The sequence below is a fragment of the Cupriavidus sp. FW305-27 genome (genome assembly GCF_058787995.1).
This window is the reverse complement of sequence record NZ_JBYTAG010000095.1, coordinates 1-21,128: the sequence shown is the minus strand read 5'-3', so window position 1 is coordinate 21,128 and position 21,128 is coordinate 1. Positions and strand designations below refer to the sequence as shown.

Below are 21,128 nucleotides of genomic sequence, written 5' to 3'. Positions count from 1 at the left end.
GGCGGGGGCCGTGGCGGTGGCGGACGCGGTGGCAGGCGCTAGCGGACCAGGGAGCCTCGATCATGACGTCACCACTAAGCCTTGCCCGATCCCTGCCTGGCCGCCTGGCCTGCGCGCTGGCGCTTGCGCTTGCGCTGACCGTTGCCGGCATTCACGCCGCGCACGCGCAGAAGCCCTTCAAAACCCCCGAGGCCGCCATGAACGCCTTTGGCGAGGCGGTCGCCACCAGCGACGACGATGCCATGAAGGTGCTGCTGGGCGCCAGGTTCCACGACCTGATCCCGCCAGTCGGCGCCGACATCCGATACCGCTTTCTCGAGGCCTGGCGGATCTCGCATGCGGTCAAGCCAGAGGGCGACAGCCATGCCCGCATCGCCGTAGGCAATGACGGCTGGACCCTGCCAGTGCCGCTGGTGAAGACATCGAAGGGCTGGCAGTTCGATACGCGTGCCGGGGTCGACGAGATGCGCATACGCCGCATCGGCCGCAATGAACTCGCGGTGATCCAGGCCATGCTCGCGGTCTATGACGCCCAGCGCGAATACGCCCGGACCGACCATGACGGCGACGGCCTGCTGGCCTACGCGGGCAAGCTTGCGAGTACGCCGGGCAAGCAGGACGGGCTGTACTGGCCGACATCGGATGGCGCACCGCCCAGCCCGCTCGGGGCCGCGTTCCTCACGGCCGGCCAGCGCAACCCCGGGCAGGGCGGCTACTACGGCTATCACTACAAGCTGCTGACCGCGCAGGGCCCCAACGCACCCGGCGGCGCGTACAACTATGTCGTCAATGGCAAGCTGTTCGGCGGCTTCGCCGTGCTGGCCTGGCCGGTGCGGTATGGCGATACCGGCGTGAAGAGCTTCATGGTCAGCCACGATGGCCAGGTCTATGAGCGCGACCTGGGGCCCGACAGCGCCGGCAAGGCCGCGGCGACCAAGACCTTCGATCCCGGCCCTGGCTGGAGCAAGGTGACGCCATGAAGCATGGGCTCGGGCTCCTGGCGGGCGTCGCCGTGTTCGCCGCAATGCCGGTGCTGACGGCATGCTATCCCTACCCTTACCCTGCCGAGGTGGTCCCGACCACCTACCCGGGGCTGCAGCCCAGCCGTTACGACCGCGCCTTTGCCGCGGCCGCCGGCGCCATGCGCGACCAGGGCGTGGCGATCAGCACCGAGGATGCCGTGGCCGGCACGGTGGAAGGAACCCGCAACAACCTGCCGGTGAGGGCCAGCGTGCGCCGCCAGGCCGACGGCACGGTGCGGGTGCAGTTCGACGGCACCGACCCGTCGGATCCGCGTCTGCTGGAGCGCATCTCGCGCAGCTACGACGCGCGCATGGGCCGCTGAGGCGCGCTGCGCCGCCGTTGCCGGCTACCAGTCAAGGCTGCGCGCGCGGAATGACCGGCGCCCCCGGCGCCGGACTGGCCGGGCGCTGCGGATACACCGACGTGCCGAAGGTGTTGCCCATGCGATGGCTGGTGGCCGCCTCGTTATAAAGGCCGAGCTGGTTCGAGGGCCGCTGCGCGATCGCCTCGGCCGCCAGTCCGCTGTCAGGCCGTGCCGGCCTGCCTGCGTTGGCAGGTTGCAGCTTCTGCGTCAGGCACGGGAACGAAGGCGCGCGCTCGCCGTTGACCTCGACCTCGACGCAGGGCGCGGGTCCCGCAGCGGCGGCGGGTACCATGTCGACCAGTCCAAGCGCCGCAACGGCGCATAGCGTCAGCCAGGTCCGCATCCGATACCTCCTTCGTTGGCCGCCAGGCAGGACGCCGGCGAAGCCGCTGCAGTATAGCCAGCAGGCTGCGCTCGCGGGGACCATCCTCGCGCAGGGATTTGCCGTTGACTCTGTCCCCACGCCTCCCTCCTTCGTCCTCGATGAATCTTTTGTGACAAACGACAGGCGGCGCCAGTGCCGTCCGTCTAGGCACCGTGCGCAATGCTGACATGAGGGCACGCCATCATGTCCTGCGATCGGATGCGCGCCTGCCGTGCCCTTGGTCAGGGCGTTGCGGCAGGGGCGCGGCGGCAATCGATTCGAACAAGAAGCTTGAGTCAATCCAATGCATGACCCCGCGTGGGCCGCGTGCGCGTGGTCGGTGCCGAGTACAACTCGCCGCGGGAGGTGCGCGAGCAGGTGCCGGCGCTGGCGGAAGGCGTGGTGCCTGATTTCACGCAGGCGCAGACAGAGCTGACTGCGTTGAACCGTAGTGCCAAGCGCCAGGTGGTGGCGCTGGTGTGGCAGGGCGCGATGCCGGGCACCATGGTCGTCGACCTGAAGGTCGACGACAGCAGTCCGTGGCGCGCCAGCGTTGGCCTGAACAACGACTACAGCGCCGATACGAAGGAGCTGCGCGCCTTCGCCTCGCTGGGCCACGACAACCTCTGGCAGCTGGGCCATAGCGCCTCAGTGAGCTTCTTCGGCGCGCCACAGGATTTGAACCAGACCCAGGTGTGGTCCGGCTCCTATGTGGCGCCGATCCGCGGCAGCAACTGGAGCGTGGAGGCGTCGGGCTATCTTTCCGACAGCAACGTGGCCACGGTGAACGGCACCAGCGTGCTGGGCACGGGCCACGCCGTCGGCCTGCGCGGCACCTATACCGTGCCGGACACCGGGGCATGGTGGCATACGCTGAGCCTGGGCGTGGACTTCAAGGACAACGAAGAGGTCACGCGCCTGGGCAATGCCGGCGACACCGTGCCGCTCAAGTACGCGCCGATCACGCTTGCCTATGCGGGCTTCACCCAGACCGAGCGCGGCCAGCTGGGCGTCATCTGCGCCCCGGAGTCGAGATCGTCAGCGCCACGCCGGACGGCGACCTGCACCTTGACGGCGATATCGACCTGTCGGGTTTCCGCTACGCCACCTTCGCCGCGACTGCCTCCCCCTGGCCGTCCGCCGCTTCGCGCTGGAGCGCTGAAGCGCGCTGCACCAGCTTGCTCAGGCTGGGGTTCATCGGCTTGAGTTCCATGCGCTCGGCCGCCAGCGCGCAGGCCAGGTTGGCGCGTTGGCCTCGCAACGCCGCCTCGATCAGCGTCAGGTTGATGAGATCGCGCTGGGCATGGCTGCCGCCGAACCGATGCGCGATCTGGCGCACCGGCAGCAGCAGCTCGATGGCGTGGTCGTAGTCTTGCCGCGAGAAGGAGAGCAGGGCCTCGGTCACCGGCAGGCCGACCTCGCGGGTGATCATCGCGTTGGAGCCACTGCCACCTGCCGCAGCGCGCATGCCGGCAAGCAGGCCGGCCAGGGCGCTGTCGCGCCCGGCGCAGAGATAGGACATGGCGGCATGGGTATCGTTGAAGGCGTAGTAGCCTTCGGCGCCGCGTGCCTGCCAGGTGTCGGCGACTTCGTTCCAGCGCTCGCCCACGTCGATGCCGCGCAGGTGCAGGCGCCACAGCATGGCGCAGGCATCGATCAGCTCCAGCGCCACCGCGGAGTGGTTCTCGCGGATATGCGCGTCGTAGATGTCCAGCACCTGCCTGGTATGGCCGAGTTCGAGATGGAACAGCGCCAGGTGCCACCAGTTGTGCACGGCCATCATATTGTCCTGCGACCAGTCGGCGGCGCGCCCGCTCAGCCAGTCGATGCCTTCATCCTGGCGGCCCTGCATTTCCATCACGTGGGCGACCGCATGAATGGCCCAGGGATCGCGCGGGTTCAGTTCCAGGGCGAAGCGGCCGCGTTCCTCCGCTTGCTCGTACAAGTTCGTTTCCTCCAGGCCGAACGCATGCATGCCCAGGACGTAGCCGAAGCCGGGTACGCGCGTAGTCCAGTGGGGCAGCACCTGGGCGATGCGGTCGCGCAGCAGGGTGGACTGCCCGAGCAGGAAATCCCCGATATGGGCGATCTGCAGCGCCAGGCTGTCGCGCGGATAGTCGACCACGATGTCGCCGTACAGCTGGATCGAGCGAGCGAAGTGGCCATCCAGCCAGGCGCGTGCCGCCGCGATATGCCGGCGCTCGCGCTCGTTGGCGCTGGCGGACAGCGCTTCGCCTGCCTCGACGCTCTGCCTGAGCATCGGCTCCACGGTGCCATCGCCAGCCGTGATCATCATCCCCGCGCGCATCGCATGGCCCATCACGAAGCCCGGATCGTCGGCCAGGGCATGGTCGATCACCGTAAGCGGGTCGCCATAGTAGCCATGCAGCAATTCCAGGGCGGCTTCGAAGCGCTCCAGCGAGTTGGTGTTGGTGCTCGAGACCGAAACACCGCGCGAGTCAGTATGTGTCATGACGCAATCCTTCCAGTGTGACCGAGGCAGCCCTTGCCTCGATGGCAGCCCCTGTTCGTCCGCTATGTCGGAGCCACGCGGCCCGGGGTTGTCGTCATACTAGGGAGCCGCCGTGAACGGGCCCGGCAATCCAGCGTGAAAGAAGCGTGAAAATTGCGGCAGGCCAAGGAAGTACCGGCTTCATCTCTTTGCGCTGGCGAGGCGCGCGTTGGCCCGTGCCGTCGCCTATAAATGATGGGTTTTCCGGTTTCCCTATCATGGCCCGTGCCCGTCTTGACCTGTTCGGCGGCTTCCAGCTGAGTTCTGCAGACGGAACGCCGATTTCGCTTTCTGCCCGCAAGGCGCGCGCCGTGCTGGCCTATCTCGCGCTGGCGCAAGGGCGCGCCCAGCCGCGCGACAAGCTGGCCGCACTGTGCTGGGCCGAAAGCAATACCGAGCAGGCGCGCAGCAGCCTGCGCCAGGCACTCAGCGCGGCGCGGCGCGCACTGGAAGAAGCTGGCCAGCACGTGGTGCTGGCAGAAGGCGACAGCGTGACGCTAGGCGAGATCGGGGTCGACGTGTGCGAGTTCGAGCAGTGTGCCCGGGAAGCCACGCCCGCGTCGCTGGAGCGCGCCGCGGCGCTGTACCGGGGTGACTTGCTGGAGGGCTTTCATGCCGCCGCGCCGGCGTTCGACCACTGGCTGGCGATCGAACGCGAGCGTCTGCGCGGCGTGGCGTTGGCGGTCATGGCCAGGTTGCTGGCGCACCACGAGCAGGCTGGCGAGACAGAGCGGGCCATCGCCACTGCCACCCGGCTCCTTGCCCTCGATCCGTTGCAGGAAGACGTGCACCGGACGCTGATCCGGCTGTATGAGCGCCAGGGCCGGCAGGCGCTGGCGCTCAAGCAATACCGCTTGTGCCGGGCGACACTGCAACGCGAACTCGGGGTATCGCCTGAGCCCGAGACCGAGGCGCTGTACCAGGCAATGCTGCGGGCCCGCCGCGAGCCGGTGGCTGGCATGGCTGCGGCCGGTGACGACGGTGCCGCGGTGCCACCTGCTTGCGCCGTGATGGCTGCCGAGCCGCAACTGCGCCACGCAGTGGTCCTGGTAGCCAGCCTGGACGATGGCAGCGCTGGCCTGGAGCCCGAGCCATTGCACGATGCCCTTGCGCGCTGGCGCCAGCATGCCAGGGCATTGGCCAGCGCCTGCGGCGGCCATATCACCGATGAAATCGGCACCCGGCTGACCATCGTGTTTGGCGTTCCGGTGGCGCATGGGAACGACGCCGAGCGCGCCCTGCATACCGCCGGGGCGCTGCATGCCGGTCTGGCGCGGCTGGCGGAATCCGCCAACGCCAGGCTGCTGGCGCGCGTAGGCCTGGCCAGCGGCCAGGTGCTGGCCGCCTGCCGCGAAAGCGGCATGACGCTGACCGGCGGGCCGGTTAGCGTGGCCTTGCAGGCGATGGAGCGCGCCGAGCCTGGCGCAACCATGGTGTCGAATCGGGTCTACCAGGCGCTGCCCGGACGCCTGGAAGCGGACTGCGTGGCGCACGCCGTGCTCCCCGGCGTGGCCGAACCGATTCCGCTCTGGCGCGTGCGGCGCTTTCTCGGGGTGGAACAGGCGCCGGCGCAGCACGCGTTCGTCGGGCGGCAAGCGGAGCTGGCCCAGCTCGCCGGCGTTGCCGACAGCTGCCTGCGTTCCGGCCATGGCCGGGTCGTGCTGATCCGCGGCGAGGCCGGCATCGGCAAAAGCCGGCTCGCCGACCGCTTCGTCGCGCTGGCGCGCGAGCATGGCCTGGAGGCACACCGGGCGCTGGTGCTCGACTTCGGTGCCGGCAGCGGCGGCGATCCGTTGCGCATGCTCGCGCGCAATCTGCTGGGCGTCGCGCCTCGCACGGGCGCGGATGGCGCCGCCGCCGAAGCAGCGACAGGCGCGGCCATCGAGCAAGCGCTCGCGGCCTGGCAACTCGGCGAGGATGAGCTTGGGTTCGCCCGCGACATGTTCGAGCAGCCCCAGTCCCAGGAGCAGGCCGCTGCACTGGCCGCGATGGACGCCGCCAGCCGGCAACGCGGCGCACAGCGATTGATGGTGACGCTGGCCACCCGCCGCAGCGTGGTGCGCACGCAGTTGATCGTGGTCGAAGACGTCCACTGGGCCGAGCGCACGGTGCTCGATTGCCTGGCGCAGCTGGCCGCGGCAACCCGCAGCCATGCGCTGATCCTGGTGCTGACCGTACGGCCCGAGCATGACCCGCTCGATGCGGCCTGGCGGGCGACCAGCCAGGGAGCATCACTGACCACCATCGACCTCGGGCCGCTCGACGATGCCGAGGCGCACGAACTGGCAGCCTGCCATCGCCAGGTCGATCCTGCCGTGGCCGCTACCTGCATTCGCCGGGCTGAGGGCAATCCGCTGTTTCTCGACCAATTGCTGCGCGGCGCGGAGGCGGGTGCGGACGAGTTGCCCGGCACGCTGCAGAGCATTGTGCTGGCGCGGATGGACCGGTTCTCTACCGCCGACCGCCAGGCGCTGCAGGCCGCTGCCGTACTGGGCCAGCGCTTTGGCCCGGCCGCGCTGCGGCATTTGCTCGAGGACCCCGCGTACGCTTGCGAGCGCCTGGTGCAGGAAGCCATGGCCCGGCCGGAAGGCGAAGACTATTTGTTCATGCACGCGCTGATCCATGAGGCGGTGTACGCCTCGCTGCTCAAGTCGCGGCGGCAGAATCTGCACCGGCGCGCGGCCGCCTGGTACGAAGGCCGGAATCCGGCGCTGGCGGCCGAGCACCTGGATGCCGCAGGCGATCCCGGCGCGCCCGAGGCCTATGCCGCCGCGGCGCGCCATGAGGCGGCGCACTTCCGCGGCGAGCGCGCATTGCGCCTGGTCGAGCGTGCGCAGCGCCTGGATAGCGGCGACGCCTGCAGGCACACGCTTGCCTGCCTGCACGGCGAGCTGGCACTTGACCTGGGCCTGCCGACGCAATCGCTGCAGGCGTTCCGGCAAGCGCAGTTGCTGGCGAGCGATGCGGCACAGCGGGCCCGGGTGTGGCTTGGCACGGCGGCCGCCTTGCGCCTGCTCGACCGCTATGACGAAGCCCTGGCGGCGCTGCGCGAGGCGGAGCAGGCCGCCGCCGCGCTGGGCCAGCCCGAGCGGCTGGCCGAGATCGAATCGCTGCGCGGCAATCTCTATTTCCCGAAGGGCGACATGGAAGAGTGCCTCGCCGCCCACCAGCGCGCCCTCAGCCATGCGAGGGCGGCCGGATCGGTGCTGGGCGAGGCGCGTGCGCTGGGCGGCCTCGGTGATGCGTACTACCAGCAAGGCCGCATGCTGACCGCGCATGCGCATTTTGTCCGCTGCGTCGAGCTGGCGCGGGCGCACGGCTTCATCCGCATCGAATGTGCCAACCTGCCGATGGTGGGCGCGGTGGAACTGTTCCGCAACGAACTTGCGGCCGCGCAGGCCAGCTGCGAGGAAGGGCTGCGCCTGGCGCGGCGGATCAGCGATGCGCGCAGCGAGATGCTGGCCTACGACGTGATGGCGTCGACCGCACAGCTCGCCGGCGACTGGCCGGGTGCCGAAGCGCACGCGCGGCTGGCACTGGCGCTGACGCGCCGGCTTGGGGCCCGGCGCTTCGAGGCGGAAGTGCTGGCGCGGCTTGGCCTCGCCATTGGCGCGCTCGGCCAGGTGGAGGAGGCGGAGTCCGTGCTCGACGAGGCGCTGCAACTGAGCCACGCCAGCGGCGTGCGGTATTCAGGGCCAACCGTGCTGGCCTTCCTGGCGCGCACTACGCGCGATCCGGACAAGCAGCTCGACGCCCTGCGCCAGGGCGAGGCCATTCTGGCCCAGGGCTGCGTGAGCCATTGCCACGTCGATCTGCTCGAAGCTGCGATCGACGTTTCACTGGCGGCGCGCCGGTGGCAGGAAGCCGAACGCTACCTGGCAGCGCTGCAGGATTACATGCAGCATGAGCCGTTTCCGTGGGGAGACTTTCTGATCCGCAGGGGCCGCGCCTTGATATGCGCCGGACGGGAACAGGGGGCCGGGACCACGCCGCCCCTTTTTGCCCGATTACGGCTGCTCAGGGACGAGGCGCATGCGGCAGGTCTGAATGAGTCCCTGGGTGCCATCGATGCTGCACTGGAGAGGCTGGCAGCGACATCGCGTATCGAGTCGGACGCGTCAGGCCGGTCCTGATCGAAATTCCTGCGCTCGCAGATAACGCCTGTAGCAGCAGGCATCATGAGCGGATTCATGCCATGCGTGGTATGCAGATTCACTGAGGGCTCACCGTCAACCCCGCGCAGCGTTCAAGCAGTGCCTCGCCGCTGGTCACGGGCGCGCTACAGGCGCGATGGCGGCACACGTAGGCTGCCGGCCGGCCGTCCACCGGGAGCCGCCCCTGGCCGACGGGAACATCTTCGGCGAATGCCAAAACGCGTGCCGGAAGATAGGTGCGGTGAACGCTTTCCACCAAGGCGGCGGCCGCCGCCTTGTCGCCGGCAAGAATGATCCCGAACGCGCCGCGCTGCGCGAAGTCCGCGGCGGCCAGGAAGTGCACGAAGCCGGCCGGGGCCGCGCTGGCGGCAGCCCGGTAGCGCTGGAATTCGTGCTCGGCGAGGTCACGATAGCGATCCTCGCCGCTGAGTTCATGCAAGCGCAGGAAGGAGAACACGCTGGCTGAAATGCCGGACGGCCAGGCGCCGTCGTGCGGCGCGCGAGGCCTGTGTATCAATGGCTCGCCATCATTGGGCGTGAAATACAGCCCGTCGTCCCAGAACTTATCGATGATGAGCGCCACGAGTTCGGCTGCGCGATCAAGGTATCGCCTGTCGAAGCAGGATTCGTAGAGGTCGATCAGCGCGTTAGCCAGAAAGGCATAGTCTTCCAGGAACCCTGGCACCTTGACTGTGCCGTCCTTCCAGTACCGATACACACCGCCGTCCGGCATGGTGAGCTTGTCCTGGATAAAGCTGGCGGCACGCCTTGCGGCGGCGAGGTGTGCGGGGTTGCCCGTTGCCTGGTAAGCGGCGCAGAGTCCCTGGATCATGAGACCGTTCCACCCGGCGAGAATGTTGTCGTCGCGCCCGGGGCGCACGCGCTGGGCGCGCGCAGCCAACAGCCGCTCGCGCCAGCCTTCCAGCCGTGCCTCCTCCAGGGGAGTCAGCGTGACGGCACGCTGGAGCACCGATCTGCCGGGTTCAAAGTTCCCGCCTTCGGTCACGCCGTAGGCGCGACACGCCAGGGCTCCCTCGGATTCGCCCAGGACTGCCTTCACCTCGGGCGCTGTCCAGACATAAAAGCGGCCTTCCTCGCCTTCGCTGTCGGCATCTTCGCCGGCATAGAAGCCGCCGTCGGGGTGCGTCATGTCCCGCACAATGTACGCGATCGTTCCCTCGAATACGCGGCGCCAGGCTTGCTTTCCCGTCAGGCGATAGGCGTTGGCGTAGAGCGTGACGAGCTGGCCGTTGTCGTAAAGCATCTTTTCGAAGTGGGGCACGGCCCAGCGTTCGTCGACACTGTAGCGGGCGAAGCCACCGCCGAGCTGGTCATGGATGCCGCCGGCCGCCATGCCGTCGAGCGTGCGCTCCAGCGCATCAAGCAGCGCGGGTTCATGCGTGCGCTGACAGATGCGCAGCACGAGGTCGTACGCGCTTGCGTTGGGAAACTTGGGCGCTCCGCCCAGGCCGCCATGGGTCGGGTCCGTATTGCGCGCGAGGACGAGGGCTGTCTGCGCGGGCAGATCCTGGACTTCCGCGGCTTCTTCCGCGTCTTCACGGCTCAGGACCGTATCGTCCAGTTGCCGGAACCCCTGCTGAAACTGCTCGATGGTGTCGCGCAGTGCCTCGCGGCGATGCGTCCAGGCTTCGCTCAGGCTCAGCAGCACGCGCGCGAGCCCGGGGCGGCCATAGCGGTCATCGGGCGGAAAGTAGGTGCCGCCGTAGAATGGCTCTCCTTGCGGCGTCAGGAATACCGTCAGCGGCCAGCCGCCGCCCTGTCCCATCATCTGGGGGACTTTCTGGTAGATGTCGTCGAGATCGGGACGCTCCTGCCGGTCGACCTTGATGCTGATGAACCGATCGTTCATCAGGCCGGCGATCCGGGGATTCTCGAACGATTCGTGCGCCATGACGTGGCACCAATGGCAGGTGGCGTAGCCGACGGAAAGCAGGACCGGCTTGTCATCGTCGCGCGCGCGGCGAAACGCCTCTTCGCACCAGGGATACCAGTCGACAGGATTCTCCGCGTGTTGCCGGAGGTAAGGCGAGGTTTCTGTGGCGAGCCGGTTTGTCATCTTGGTCTCCAGCCTGGGCCCGGTGGGACCACTGTGGCGCAGAACAGGGCGCCCGGCAAGCGCGTGGCGGGTTTCCGGCATCAGGCCACCCCAACCCCTTGTGACCAGCACTGGTGCCGCCAGGTAAAGCCATCGCGCGGTGGCATGGTGCCGGCGGGTGCTCCACCGCCACGATAGGCGAAGGTGTACAGCACCAGCGCCGTGCGCCGCGAAGAATACCGGTCGCGCAGGGGCATGGCCTCTCTTGCAGGCCACCAGCGCGGTGCGAGCAGCGCGCCGCTGACATAGGCCAGGCCGCAGTGACCCCAGCCGGCGGCAGACAGCTGCCACAGCCAGCGGTAGCCGGCGTCGGGAGGGCGTGAGCGGGCGCGCATGCGACTCCTTGTTTCAGTTCGGATCAGGTACGGCTCTGATCTGATCCGTCCACTTTTGCATTACCCGAATCGCTCAATGGCGGCGCGCGAGGCGAGTGGTCAACGTCGCCCCGTATGCCGCCAATAAAAAGAGCACCTTCCACAGGTGCTCAGCACTTCAATCTGGGTGCATCCGAACCGGGTCAGCAACTTATGATCCGGTCCGGACCTGCAGGCATATGTGGCCTGCACGATCACGCTTCATCTGGCAGATCATCCAGGAAGCATGATCGTTTGGCTGACCTACCTTCGCTTTACTCAAGCGTGTCTCAGCCAGCACTTTAAGTATAGGGCAGCCGACGATCAGGTCAACCTGAATCTGGCTGTGCGCGAGCCGCCTGTTCCATCGATCTGCGCTACAGGGCCGCGATGAACTCGTCCCACGGCGTCGCTTGCAGCGTCTCGGTCGCGGCGTGTCCATAGCCCCGGATGATCAACGCCGCCCGCTCGAGCTGCTTCAGGTCGTCCGTCTCGACAATGTCCACGACGTCAAAGCGCCCGAGTGTCAGATAGCTGTCCTTCCAGGTGACGGCAGGGCATTCAGACTTGATTTTCTCGGCCACCGTGGCGGCGAGCTGCTTCATGTCCTTGGGATCCGTGAACGCATCAGGAGCGAGACGGCTGAGGATGACGTATGTAGTCATGGCATACCTCCGTGCAAGAAATTGCTCCGCAAACCGGCACGGCAGTCATGCGGGAACAACCGGCCGCAGGTCTTTCAGTCTATGTCATCGGCGCTCGCCTGCTGCGACGATGGCTTTGATCATCCATGCGCCTGCGAATGCAGTTCCACCACGTCCCCATCGGCTACCGGATGATCGGCGCCCACCTGCTGGCCGCTGAACTTGCCACTCCCCCAGATGCGGGCGAACTTGAACGTACTTGCGAGATCGGGGTGCACCTGCAAGGCGACATCCAGCACGGTGTCGCCGCGGCGCATCGTAAAAGGCCGGCGCTGGTCGACAGGTTTCCCGGGTGCCTTGGTGTAGACACGCACGATGCGCAGAGCCCTGAAAAGGAACGGTCCGACCTCGGCCAGTCCGCGCCCGTCGATGGCCGAGGTTGCGAGCGCCGGAAAGCTTACACCGAGCAGGTCTTCGAGCACGGCCGCGTCTTCCGGGTTGGCGAGATCGGTCTTGTTGGCCAGCAGCAGCGCAGGGAGGTGAACACTGAACGGGTCAGCCGCCGGTTCCGCCGTCGCCCCAGGGCTGTCGGCCTGACCCGGCCAGCGCTCCGACAGGATGATCTTTGCCTCGGCGAGGCGCCGCAGAATCAACGCCAACTGTTCGGTACAGTCTGGCGCGCTCAGGTCGACCACCAACAGTACGCCGTCTGTCGCCCGCAATATGTCAGTGAGCCCGGGTTGCATGAATTCGACCGATACAGGTGGCAGGTCCACCAGCTGGAAAGCAATGTCGTCGAACGGCAACATGGCGGGGACCGGCACCTGCGTAGGGTGGGGGTAGGCTCCGACCTCGCTGCCCGATCCTGTCAGCCTTGCGTGCAGGCTGGATTTTCCCGCGCCGGGCGGGCCGATCAGACAGAGCTGGGCCGCGCCTTCGGCATGCACCGCATGTGCCGGCCCTCTGTGAGCGGCCTTCCCGTGGCCCGCAGATGCCTGCGTGAGCTCCCTGATGCGCGACTTGATATCGGCCTGCAGATGCTCCGTCCCCTTGTGCTTCGGGATGACACGGAGCATCTCCTTCAGGCATTCGAGCTGCTCGCGCGGCTGGCGTGCCAGCCGATAGGCTTGTTCGGCCTGCTTGTACTCTGGAGTGAGGTTTGCTGGCATGGGCTGTCGCCAGAGCTTCAGCGTCCGGAAGCCGAAAGAGCGATCCAATCGCCAAAGGGCAGTTTCATTTTAGTCTGCCGTCCGTGCTGCTAATGGCAAGCGGGGCCGGCAGTGGCGGCTCCGTACCCGGTCTCCAGCCCGACCATCCGCTCAGCGCGCAAGGCAGCCCGCCGGCCCCGCATGGTGTTGACCCCGCACAGCAGGCCCAGCCCGACCACGAAGTAGCTGCCGGTGACCAGCAGCGCCTGCCGGTGATCGCCGCCCGTCAGCCAGCTTGCCATGCCATAGGTCAGCGGCCCGGCGATCGAGGCCAGCTTGACCGCCAGGCCCCACAGACCGAAGAACTCGGCCGCGCGCGAGGGCGGGGCCAGCAGCCCCACCATGGCCCGTCCCGCGGACTGGGCGGCGCCCAGGCACAGGCCGGCCACGTTGGCGGCAAGCCAGAACAGCGGCGCTTCGCGCGCGGCGTGCGCCAGCAGGATGGTCAGGATCCAGCCCAGCAGCGTCAGGGCAATGGCGCGCACGTGGCCGATGCGGTCCTGCACAGGGCCGAACAGGAAGGCGCCGGCCGCCGCCGTCAGGTTGACCACCAGCACCAGGGTCAGGGTCTGCTGCATGGTGAAGCCCATGGCCTGGTTGGCGTAGATGGCGGTCAGCGTGATCACTGCCTGGATGCCGGCCTGGTAGAACAGGGTGCACAGCAGGAAGCGGCGCAGGTCCCTGAACTGGCGCAGCTGGCCCAGGCGTTGCCATACCCTGGCCCAGGCCTGTTCGCCAGCCGGCGCGGACGCAGCGATCCGTGGCGCGCCGCGGTCGCGCAGCAGCAGGAAGGTCGGCAGGCTCGCCAGGGCAAAGATGGCCGCCGTGATCAGCATGGTGACGGGAACGAACTGGCTGGCGACGTGGCCGCGTGCGCTGGCCCAGTTGACATAGAGCAGGCATGCGCCCAGCGTGGCCAGGCCACCGATATAGCCAAGGCTCCAGCCCCAGCCCGATACCCTGCCCAGGGCCCGGGTGGTGGAAAGCGACGGCAGGAAGGCTGCGATCAGGTTTTCGCCGCTGCCGAAAAAGAAGTTGGACAGGACCACGCACAGGATGGCCAGGCCAAGGGTGCCGGGCTGCGCAAAATAGAGCAGGGCGGTGAATACCACGCAACCCGCCGTCGTCACCGCAAGCAGTGGCTTCTTGGCTGCGCGCAGGTCGGCGTAGGCACCGACCAGCGGCGCGCTTAGCACCACCAGCGCATAGGAGAGCGAAAGCGCCGCGGTCCACGCCAGCGTGGCCCAGGACGCATTGCCGGCCACCACGGCGACGAAGTAGGCATTGAACAGCGCGGTGATGACCACGGTGGTGTAGCCAGAGTTGGCAAAGTCGTACATGGCCCATGCCCACACTTCGCGCGGCCGTACGTCGACGCCCAGGGCAGAGGGCTCGCTGGGCTCGCGAGCGTGGCCACCAAGTTGGGGCACGGTCATGTTCCTTCCTCCACGATGCGGCGCCGCTTCAGCCGAAGCAAGACGCCATAGACGGCCAGCGCCGCGAACACGTGCTTGAGCGTGTGCCCGCTGACCAGCCCCGTGAGCGCGGCGATCTGGTGATCCAGCACATCGCAAGCCAGGGCCAGCACATAGCAGCCGGTGATGGCCAGCACATCCCGGTCGCCAGTGTAGCGCGGCGCATAGAGGCAGAGCAGCAGCGGCACCACCAGCATGGCCGATGCCTGAACCAGCAGATAAGGGCGCAGGTCGCCGATGCCGCGGGCCTCGCTCCATGCCCAGTAGGCGACGCTGGCCGGCCCTGCGATCAGCAGCAGCGGCAGCAGCCGCAAGCCGGCCTTCAGGCTGACCCGCTCGCACAGGTTGGCGCCCAGCCAGGACATCAGCGCGAACGCCAGCGGGGCCCTGTCCCACACCAGCCGCTGGTTGTCCGGCGCAAGGTGGTAATAGGCGGAGCCCAGGCCAACCAGGAAGACGGCGAAGAAAAGCAGCCGGAAAGGCCAGGCCTCGGCCGGCGCGATAAAGGCACGGCTGGCAGCCGTGGTGCCCAGATAGCGCAGGCCTGCCGCGCCCGCGAGCAGGAACAGGAGATTGGAGCCGATGTCGAGGCAGTGGGGCGTGCCGAAGCAGACGTAAGGGTCGGCATAACGATGGTATTGCGGCGGCTGCGCGATGCGCGGCAGCAGCCAGGCCGCGGTGGCCATGGCCGCCACCAGCAGCCAGACTGCGGCGGCCCTGGCGGCAGGGCGGGCTTGTCGGCAGGCGCGCATGATGGCCTCCTTGCGCTTGTGGGCGGCCCCGTGACAGCCGCGTACTACCAAGTTTCGACAATTGTCTGTGGCTTTGCCAATTCCTTGGCCGTGACGTCGCATTGTTTCGGCATTGGAACACTGTGTTTGCTTCGGGCAGGCTTCCGCAAATCTGAAGGGCTGCTATCTTCGAGCGCCGTGATCAAAACAAAGTGGCAGCGCCGCGATACACGTCGACGCTGCCCGAAACCCACGGATGTCAGTGAAGATAGCAACCCCATCAAGCCGGCTGGCGCACCTTGCTGCCGCCGTTCCGTTTGCGGCCTGCCTGTGCGCGCTTCCGGCCGCCGCCGACGCGGCAACCTTCTCGATGCAGGGCGGCTATGGCCGCGACAACCGCCACGGCGTTGAAAAATACGAAGTGGCCGCGCGCTGGGACGATATCGTGCAGTGGCAGCTGTCAAGCCGCCTTGCGCTGTCCCTGGACGGCGAGGTCAATCTCGCAAACTGGCGGGCGCTGTCGTCCCGGCCGTCGAGCCAGCTGACGGAGTTCGGCGTGTCACCGATCTTCCGCCTCAGCTATGCGGGCGAGTACGCGACGCCGTTTGTTGAAGCCTCCGTGGGTTTGCGCGTGCTCAGCCATACCGAGATCGCCGACGGCCATCGCATGGGCTCGGCGTTCCAGTTCTCTGACATGGTCGGCGTGGGCATTGCCTTCGGCAAGGCGCAGCGGCTTGCCATCGGCTACCGCTTCCAGCACCTGTCCAATGCCGGCATCAGGCAGCCCAATCCCGGCACCAACTTCAGCATGGGCTACGTGCGCTACCGCTTCTGACGGACGGCGGCCGGGCATCGTTCCAGCCACAGGACACTGCATTGCAATCCCACGGTCTACCGCGCGCCGGCTGCAGCTCCTATCATTGCTCCATGGATCATTGCCTGCCGCTATCGGTCGGCATACTCGGAGATCAGACATGAAGCGCATTCTGGGCGTCTACAGCGCACCGCGTCAGCACTGGGTCGGAGATGGCTTTCCGGTGCGCTCGATGTTTTCGTACATGAGCCACGGCAAGCAACTGAGCCCGTTTCTGCTTTTGGACTATGCCGGGCCGGCCGACTTCACGCCGACGCAGCGCCCGCGCGGGGTTGGCCAGCATCCGCACCGCGGTTTCGAGACCGTGACCATCGTCTACAAGGGCGAGGTCGCGCATCGCGACTCGACCGGGCAGGGCGGCGTGATCGGCCCCGGCGACGTGCAGTGGATGACGGCGGGCGCCGGCATCCTGCATGAGGAATTCCACTCGCCGGCCTTTACGCAAAGCGGCGGCGCGCTGGAAATGGTGCAGCTGTGGGTCAACCTGCCGGCGCGCGACAAGATGACCACGCCCGGCTACCAGGCCATCGTCGACCGCGATATCCCGGTGGTGCCGATGCCCGATGGCGCCGGCACGGTGCGCGTGATCGCCGGCGAGTACGCGGGCAAGGCCGGCCCGGCGCGCACCTTCACGCCGATGCATGTGTGGGATATGCGCCTGAACCAGGGTGCCAGCGCGCGGCTGGCGCTGCCGGAGGGCTGGCATACCGCGCTGGTGGTGCTGCGCGGCAAGATCACCGTCAACGCGGAGGCGACGGTGCGGGATGCCGAGATGGTGGTGCTGGACGGTGCCGGCGAGGATGTGAACATCGAAGCCAGCACCGACGCGGTGGTGCTGCTGCTCAGCGGCGAGCCGATCGACGAGCCGATCGTCGGCCATGGCCCGTTCGTGATGAACACTGAAGAGCAGATCGCCGATGCCTTCCGCGACTTCAGCAGCGGTCATTTCGGCAGCATCGCGGCGGGCGGCCGGTAGGCGCCTGCTGCAGCAACGGGGGCTCGCCAACGCGAGCCCCCGCTTCGGTGCGGCTGGATTTACTGCACGTTGCCGGCGACCGCGATCACCTGGCCGGTGATGTAGTTGGAATCCGGCGAGCAGAACAGGTACACGCCGCCCGCGGCTTCTTCCGGGGTGCCCCCGCGGCCAAGCGGATTGCGCTGGGCGTGCGACTTCAGCATCTCCGGATTCAGCCCGACGCGGATTTCACGGCCTTCGATGTTGACCGTGGCGCCGGCCTTGGCGTCGGCCGAGGTCATGCGGGTGTGGATCAGCCCAAACGCCACCGCATTCACGTTGACGTTGAAGCGGCCCCACTCGCGCGCCATGGCGCGGGTCATGCCGATCACGCCGGCCTTGGCGCCGGAGTAGTTGATCTGGCCGGCATTGCCGTTCAGGCCCGAGGTCGACGAGATATTGACGATCTTGCGGTACACCTCGCGGCCGGCTTCCTTGTCGGCGGCGGCCAGTGCCTTGATGTGCGGGTAGGCGGCGCGCAGGATGCGGAACGGCGCGGTCATGTGGCAGTCCAGGATGGCGTACCACTGCTCGTCGCTCATCTTCTGCACCACGTCGTCCCAGGTGAAGCCGGCGTTGTTGACGATGATGTCGATGCTCTTGAAATTGCTCATCGCCGTGTTGATGAAGCGGTCGGCAAAGTCCGGTGCGGACACGTTGCCCACGCAGGCCACGGCTTCGACGCCCATTGCCTTCAGTTCCTCGACGGTCTGTTGCGCCGGCTCGGCGTCCAGGTCATTGATGACCAGGCGCGCGCCTTCGCGTGCCAGCCGCATGGCGATGGCGTTGCCGATGCCGCGGCCCGAACCGGTGACCAGTGCCACCTTGCCTTCAAGTGCTCCCATTTCAGACTCCTTGTGCTTGATTGGATTTACAGGGCAACGACGGCGTCGCCGAGGATCTTGCTTTCGCCATACTGGTTGGCAGTCTGGATTTCCAGCCTGACGCGCTTCTCGCCGTCGACTTCCAGCTTCTCCACCACGCGGCCGGTGCAGGTGATGCGATGGCCCAGGTGGGTGATGCCGACAAAGCGCACGCCGAACTGGCGCAGCTGGCGCTGGTCCACCCACTGCGTCAGCAAGCGGCCCAGCCAGGCCATCGCCAGCATGCCGTGGGCAAACACGTCGGGGTTGCCGGCCTTGCGTGCGAAATCGATGTCGATGTGGATCGGGTTGTGGTCGTTCGACGCGCCGGCGAACAGCGCCAGCGTGGTGCGGTTGACCGGCTCCAGCGTCAGCGGCGGCAGGGTGTCGCCTACCTTGACCTGGTCGAAGCCTAGTTTGCTCATGCGGGTTCTCCGGTTCAAGTGCGATGCACCAGCACGCTGCGCAGGTCTGCCACGTGCTCGCCATCCTGGTTGGTCACGCGCGTCTCGCGCACTACGAATTCCAGCGCGCCGCCCTTCTTGTCGTAGATGTCGGCGATGGTGGACTTGAAGTGCAGGGTGTCGCCGGCGTAGGCCATGCGGTGGTAGGCAAAGGATTGCTCGCCGTGCAGGATGCGGTCGATGCGGATGCCCAGCTCATCTCGCCAGCCGGTCGCCGGCCCGGCCAGTTCCAGCGAAAAGAGGAAGGTCGGCGGCAACGGCAGGCCCGGGTGGCCGGCGTCGCGCGCGGCGGCTTCGTCGAGATAGACCGGATCGGTCTGGCCGGTGGCCTTGGCGAAGAAGCGCAGCTGGCTGGCCGGTGCGCAGGCGCGGAAATCCGCCACCACCTTGCCGATGTGTTTCTTGTCGATCATGGATGGACTCCTGTGTCAGTGTGCTCAGGCGTGCTTCTGGTACAGCGTGACCACGCAGGCGCCGCCCAGGCCGAGGTTGTGCGTCAGGGCCAGGCGTGCGCCTTCCACCTGGCGCTGGTCGGCGGTGCCGCGCAGCTGCTGGACCATCTCGTAGCATTGCGCCAGGCCGGTGGCGCCCAGCGGATGGCCCTTGGACAGCAGGCCGCCTGACGGGTTGACCACCCACTTGCCGCCGTAGGTGTTGTCGCCGTCGTTGACCAGCTTCTCGGCGCCGCCTTCCGGGCACAGGCCGAGGCCTTCATAGGTCAGCAGCTCGTTCTGCGCGAAGCAGTCGTGCAGCTCGATCACGTCGAGGTCCTGCGGGCCGACGCCGGCCTGCTCATACACCTGCTGCGAGCCTTCGCGCGTCATGCCGAAGCCGACCACGCGGATCATGTCGCGTGCGTCGTAGGTGCTGGGGCGGTCGGTGGTCAGCGACTGGCCGGCGATCAGCACGTCGGTCTTCAGGCCCTTCCTGCGCGCGAATTCCTCCGACACCACGATGGCGGCAGCGGCGCCGCAGGTTGGCGGGCAGGCCATCAGGCGCGTGAGCACGCCTTCCCACAGCGCCGGCGCGGCCAGCACGTCCTCGGTGGTCAGCACGTTGCGGAATACGGCCAGCGGGTTGTTGGCGGCGTGGCGGCTGGCCTTGGCGCGGATCCTGGCGAAGGTTTCCAGCCTGGTGCCGTACTTTTCCATATGGGCCTTGCCGGCGCCGGAGAACTGGCGGATGGCATTGGGCAGGTCCTTGCGGTCGACCAGTTCGTCCACCAGGCCGATGGCGCGCTCAAGCGCCGGGGCGCGGTCGTCCCAGCGCGACTTCAGCGCGCCGGGCTGCATGAACTCGAAGCCGACCGCGAGCGCGCAGTCCACCGCGCCGCTCTGCACCGCCTGGCGCGCCAGGAACAGCGCCGACGAGCCGGTGGCGCAGTTGTTGTTCACGTTGATGACGGGGATGCCGGTCATGCCGACCTGGTACAGCGCCTTCTGGCCGCAGGTCGAGTCGCCATACACGTAGCCGGCGTAGGCCTGCTGTACGTCCTCATAGCCAAGGCCGGCGTCTTCCAGCGCCTGGCGCACGGCGGTTGCGCCCATCACGTCATAGGTGTCGCTGCTGCCCGGCTTCTTGAACGGGATCATGCCGGCGCCGGCGACGAAAACCTTGCGAGTCATAGGTGTGCTCCGATGATTGTTTGTCTTGGGGTCAGTGCTTACAGCTTGCGCGCGATCAGATCGCGCATCACTTCGCTGGTGCCGCCGTAGATGCGGGTCACGCGCATGTCGGCAAAGGCGCGCGCCACCGGGTACTCCATCATGTAGCCGTAGCCGCCGTGCAGCTGCACCATCTGGTCCAGCGCGGTGCCCAGAACTTCGGTCGCATGGAGCTTGGCGATGGCCGCTTCTTCCAGCGTCAGGCGGCGGCGGATGTGCTCGCCGAGGTAGTGGTCGACCAGCAGCCGCACCGAGATCGCCTGCGTCTTGATGTCGGCCAGCTTGAACTTGGTGTTCTGGAAGTCCCAGACGGTCTGGCTGAAGGCCTTGCGGTCCTTGACGTAGGCCAGCGTGTGTTCCAGGCAGACCTCCAGCTTGGCGGCGGCGCTGACCGCGATCGACAGGCGCTCCTGCGGCAGTTCGGCCATCAGGTAGGCAAAGCCCTTGCCTTCCTCGCCCAGCAGGTTGGCCACCGGCACGCGCACGTTGTCGAAGAACAGCTCGGCGGTGTCCTGCGCGTGCTGGCCGACCTTGTCCAGCTTGCGGCCGCGGCGGAAGCCCTCGCGCTCGGCTTCGACCACGATCAGGCTGACGCCGCGCGCGCCGGCGGTCGGGTCGGTCTTGCAGACCATGATGATCAGGTCGGCGTTCAGGCCGTTGCTGATGAAGGTCTTGCTGCCGTTGATCACGTACTCGTCGCCATCGCGGGTGGCAGTGGTGTGGATCGCCTTGAGGTCGCTGCCGGTGCCGGGCTCGGTCATGCCGATGGCGAGGATGTATTCGCCGGAGCAGACCTTGGGAAGCCAGCGCTGCTTCTGTTCCTCGTTGCCGATGCGGGCGATATACGGCGCGATGATGTCGGAGTGCACGCCGAAGCCGACCCCGCTCAGGCCGGCGCGGGCATACTCTTCGGCATAGATGGCGGAGTGGCCGAAGTCGCCGCCGCCGCCGCCGTACTCGGTCGGCAGCGTCACGCACAGCAGGCCTTCGCGGCCGGCCTTGAGCCAGGTCTCGCGGTCGACCTTGCCGGCCTTGTCCCATTCGGCTTGCCTGGGCAGGCATTCGCGTTCGAGGAAGCGGCGCACGGTGGTGCGGAACATCTCGTGGTCGTCACGATAGATGCTGCGGTTGATTTCCATTGAGTACTCCGGATGTCGGTCTGCGAAAGGTTGCCTCAGCCCAGCAATGCGGCCGTTGGTATGGCGCTAAGGTACCGGGGAGGAGGGGGCCGCGAACACCACCCGCGTCAGGTGGCCGGAGACAGCAAAGGGGCGGCCGCGCATGGGTTGCGCGGCGTTGGGGAG

The 21,128-nt window shown here is 67.4% G+C and carries 19 protein-coding genes; 6 read left to right on the top strand and 13 right to left on the bottom strand.

From position 1 onward, the window contains the following. Nucleotides 1-62 precede the first annotated feature (62 nt). Complete coding sequence (locus tag AC3WRI_RS30620) at nucleotides 63-980, top strand: DUF2950 domain-containing protein (protein WP_492294743.1); 918 nt, start codon at nucleotides 63-65, stop codon at nucleotides 978-980. Then, the gene (locus AC3WRI_RS30615) at nucleotides 977-1,345 is read left to right on the top strand and encodes a hypothetical protein (RefSeq protein ID WP_011614975.1); all 369 of its coding nucleotides are present in this window, start codon (nucleotides 977-979) and stop codon (nucleotides 1,343-1,345) included. The genes AC3WRI_RS30620 and AC3WRI_RS30615 overlap by 4 nt, the downstream gene beginning before the upstream one ends. A 31-nt stretch (nucleotides 1,346-1,376) precedes the next feature. Here the strand turns inward: AC3WRI_RS30615 and AC3WRI_RS30610 are convergent, their stop codons facing one another. Further along, nucleotides 1,377-1,730: a hypothetical protein gene (locus tag AC3WRI_RS30610; protein WP_010808924.1), complete on the bottom strand. Its 354-nt coding sequence runs from the start codon at nucleotides 1,728-1,730 to the stop codon at nucleotides 1,377-1,379. A gap of 339 nt (nucleotides 1,731-2,069) precedes the next feature. Between AC3WRI_RS30610 and AC3WRI_RS30605 the strand changes: the two genes are divergently transcribed. Next, nucleotides 2,070-2,957, top strand: a complete 888-nt coding sequence (locus tag AC3WRI_RS30605; RefSeq protein ID WP_010808923.1) for a ShlB/FhaC/HecB family hemolysin secretion/activation protein — start codon at nucleotides 2,070-2,072, stop codon at nucleotides 2,955-2,957. On the opposite strand, the gene AC3WRI_RS30600 is transcribed toward AC3WRI_RS30605, so the two are convergent. Continuing rightward, on the bottom strand, nucleotides 2,851-4,224 hold the full coding sequence (locus AC3WRI_RS30600) for a tetratricopeptide repeat protein (protein ID WP_010808922.1): 1,374 nt from the start codon (nucleotides 4,222-4,224) through the stop codon (nucleotides 2,851-2,853). The genes AC3WRI_RS30605 and AC3WRI_RS30600 overlap by 107 nt on opposite strands. A 257-nt stretch (nucleotides 4,225-4,481) precedes the next feature. Here AC3WRI_RS30600 and AC3WRI_RS30595 point away from each other — a divergent pair, with 257 nt between their 5' ends. After that, nucleotides 4,482-8,396: an ATP-binding protein gene (locus AC3WRI_RS30595; RefSeq protein WP_492294741.1), complete on the top strand. Its 3,915-nt coding sequence runs from the start codon at nucleotides 4,482-4,484 to the stop codon at nucleotides 8,394-8,396. A 79-nt stretch (nucleotides 8,397-8,475) separates the two neighbouring features. Here AC3WRI_RS30595 and AC3WRI_RS30590 read toward each other — a convergent pair whose 3' ends face one another. From AC3WRI_RS30590 to AC3WRI_RS30565, 6 genes are all read right to left on the bottom strand, one after another. Further along, nucleotides 8,476-10,494: a thioredoxin domain-containing protein gene (locus tag AC3WRI_RS30590; RefSeq protein ID WP_492294739.1), complete on the bottom strand. Its 2,019-nt coding sequence runs from the start codon at nucleotides 10,492-10,494 to the stop codon at nucleotides 8,476-8,478. 80 nt (nucleotides 10,495-10,574) lie between these two features. Next, nucleotides 10,575-10,868 (bottom strand): hypothetical protein, encoded by a 294-nt coding sequence (locus tag AC3WRI_RS30585; protein WP_010808919.1) that lies wholly within the window; start codon nucleotides 10,866-10,868, stop codon nucleotides 10,575-10,577. Nucleotides 10,869-11,263: 395 nt separating this feature from the next. Then, a complete protein-coding gene (locus tag AC3WRI_RS30580) occupies nucleotides 11,264-11,551 on the bottom strand; it encodes a GYD domain-containing protein (protein ID WP_010808918.1) in 288 nt (95 codons plus the stop codon). A gap of 119 nt (nucleotides 11,552-11,670) precedes the next feature. Next, nucleotides 11,671-12,699, bottom strand: a complete 1,029-nt coding sequence (locus AC3WRI_RS30575) for a TGS domain-containing protein (RefSeq protein WP_492294738.1) — start codon at nucleotides 12,697-12,699, stop codon at nucleotides 11,671-11,673. A gap of 89 nt (nucleotides 12,700-12,788) precedes the next feature. Beyond that, a complete protein-coding gene (locus AC3WRI_RS30570) occupies nucleotides 12,789-14,174 on the bottom strand; it encodes an MFS transporter (protein ID WP_492294736.1) in 1,386 nt (461 codons plus the stop codon). Then, a complete protein-coding gene (locus AC3WRI_RS30565; protein ID WP_058696881.1) occupies nucleotides 14,171-14,965 on the bottom strand; it encodes a hypothetical protein in 795 nt (264 codons plus the stop codon). Before AC3WRI_RS30565 ends, AC3WRI_RS30570 begins: the two co-directional genes overlap by 4 nt. Nucleotides 14,966-15,200: 235 nt before the next feature. On the opposite strand from AC3WRI_RS30565, the gene AC3WRI_RS30560 reads away from it, so the two are divergent. Then, entirely contained in the window at nucleotides 15,201-15,779 is a 579-nt protein-coding gene (locus AC3WRI_RS30560) for an acyloxyacyl hydrolase (RefSeq protein ID WP_010808914.1), read from the top strand. Nucleotides 15,780-15,918: 139 nt separating this feature from the next. Beyond that, nucleotides 15,919-16,794 (top strand): pirin family protein, encoded by an 876-nt coding sequence (locus tag AC3WRI_RS30555; protein WP_010808913.1) that lies wholly within the window; start codon nucleotides 15,919-15,921, stop codon nucleotides 16,792-16,794. 59 nt (nucleotides 16,795-16,853) lie between these two features. Here the strand turns inward: AC3WRI_RS30555 and AC3WRI_RS30550 are convergent, their stop codons facing one another. The 5 genes from AC3WRI_RS30550 to AC3WRI_RS30530 are packed head-to-tail and all read right to left on the bottom strand — an operon-like array spanning nucleotide 16,854 to nucleotide 20,963. Beyond that, nucleotides 16,854-17,678: an SDR family NAD(P)-dependent oxidoreductase gene (locus tag AC3WRI_RS30550; protein ID WP_010808912.1), complete on the bottom strand. Its 825-nt coding sequence runs from the start codon at nucleotides 17,676-17,678 to the stop codon at nucleotides 16,854-16,856. Nucleotides 17,679-17,704: 26 nt separating this feature from the next. Next, a complete protein-coding gene (locus AC3WRI_RS30545; protein ID WP_010808911.1) occupies nucleotides 17,705-18,121 on the bottom strand; it encodes a MaoC family dehydratase in 417 nt (138 codons plus the stop codon). Between the two features lie 14 nt (nucleotides 18,122-18,135). Continuing rightward, a complete protein-coding gene (locus AC3WRI_RS30540; RefSeq protein WP_010808910.1) occupies nucleotides 18,136-18,573 on the bottom strand; it encodes a MaoC family dehydratase N-terminal domain-containing protein in 438 nt (145 codons plus the stop codon). 24 nt (nucleotides 18,574-18,597) lie between these two features. Beyond that, the gene (locus AC3WRI_RS30535; RefSeq protein WP_010808909.1) at nucleotides 18,598-19,785 is read right to left on the bottom strand and encodes a lipid-transfer protein; all 1,188 of its coding nucleotides are present in this window, start codon (nucleotides 19,783-19,785) and stop codon (nucleotides 18,598-18,600) included. Nucleotides 19,786-19,823: 38 nt separating this feature from the next. Beyond that, nucleotides 19,824-20,963: an acyl-CoA dehydrogenase family protein gene (locus AC3WRI_RS30530; protein ID WP_492294734.1), complete on the bottom strand. Its 1,140-nt coding sequence runs from the start codon at nucleotides 20,961-20,963 to the stop codon at nucleotides 19,824-19,826. Nucleotides 20,964-21,128 lie beyond the last annotated feature (165 nt).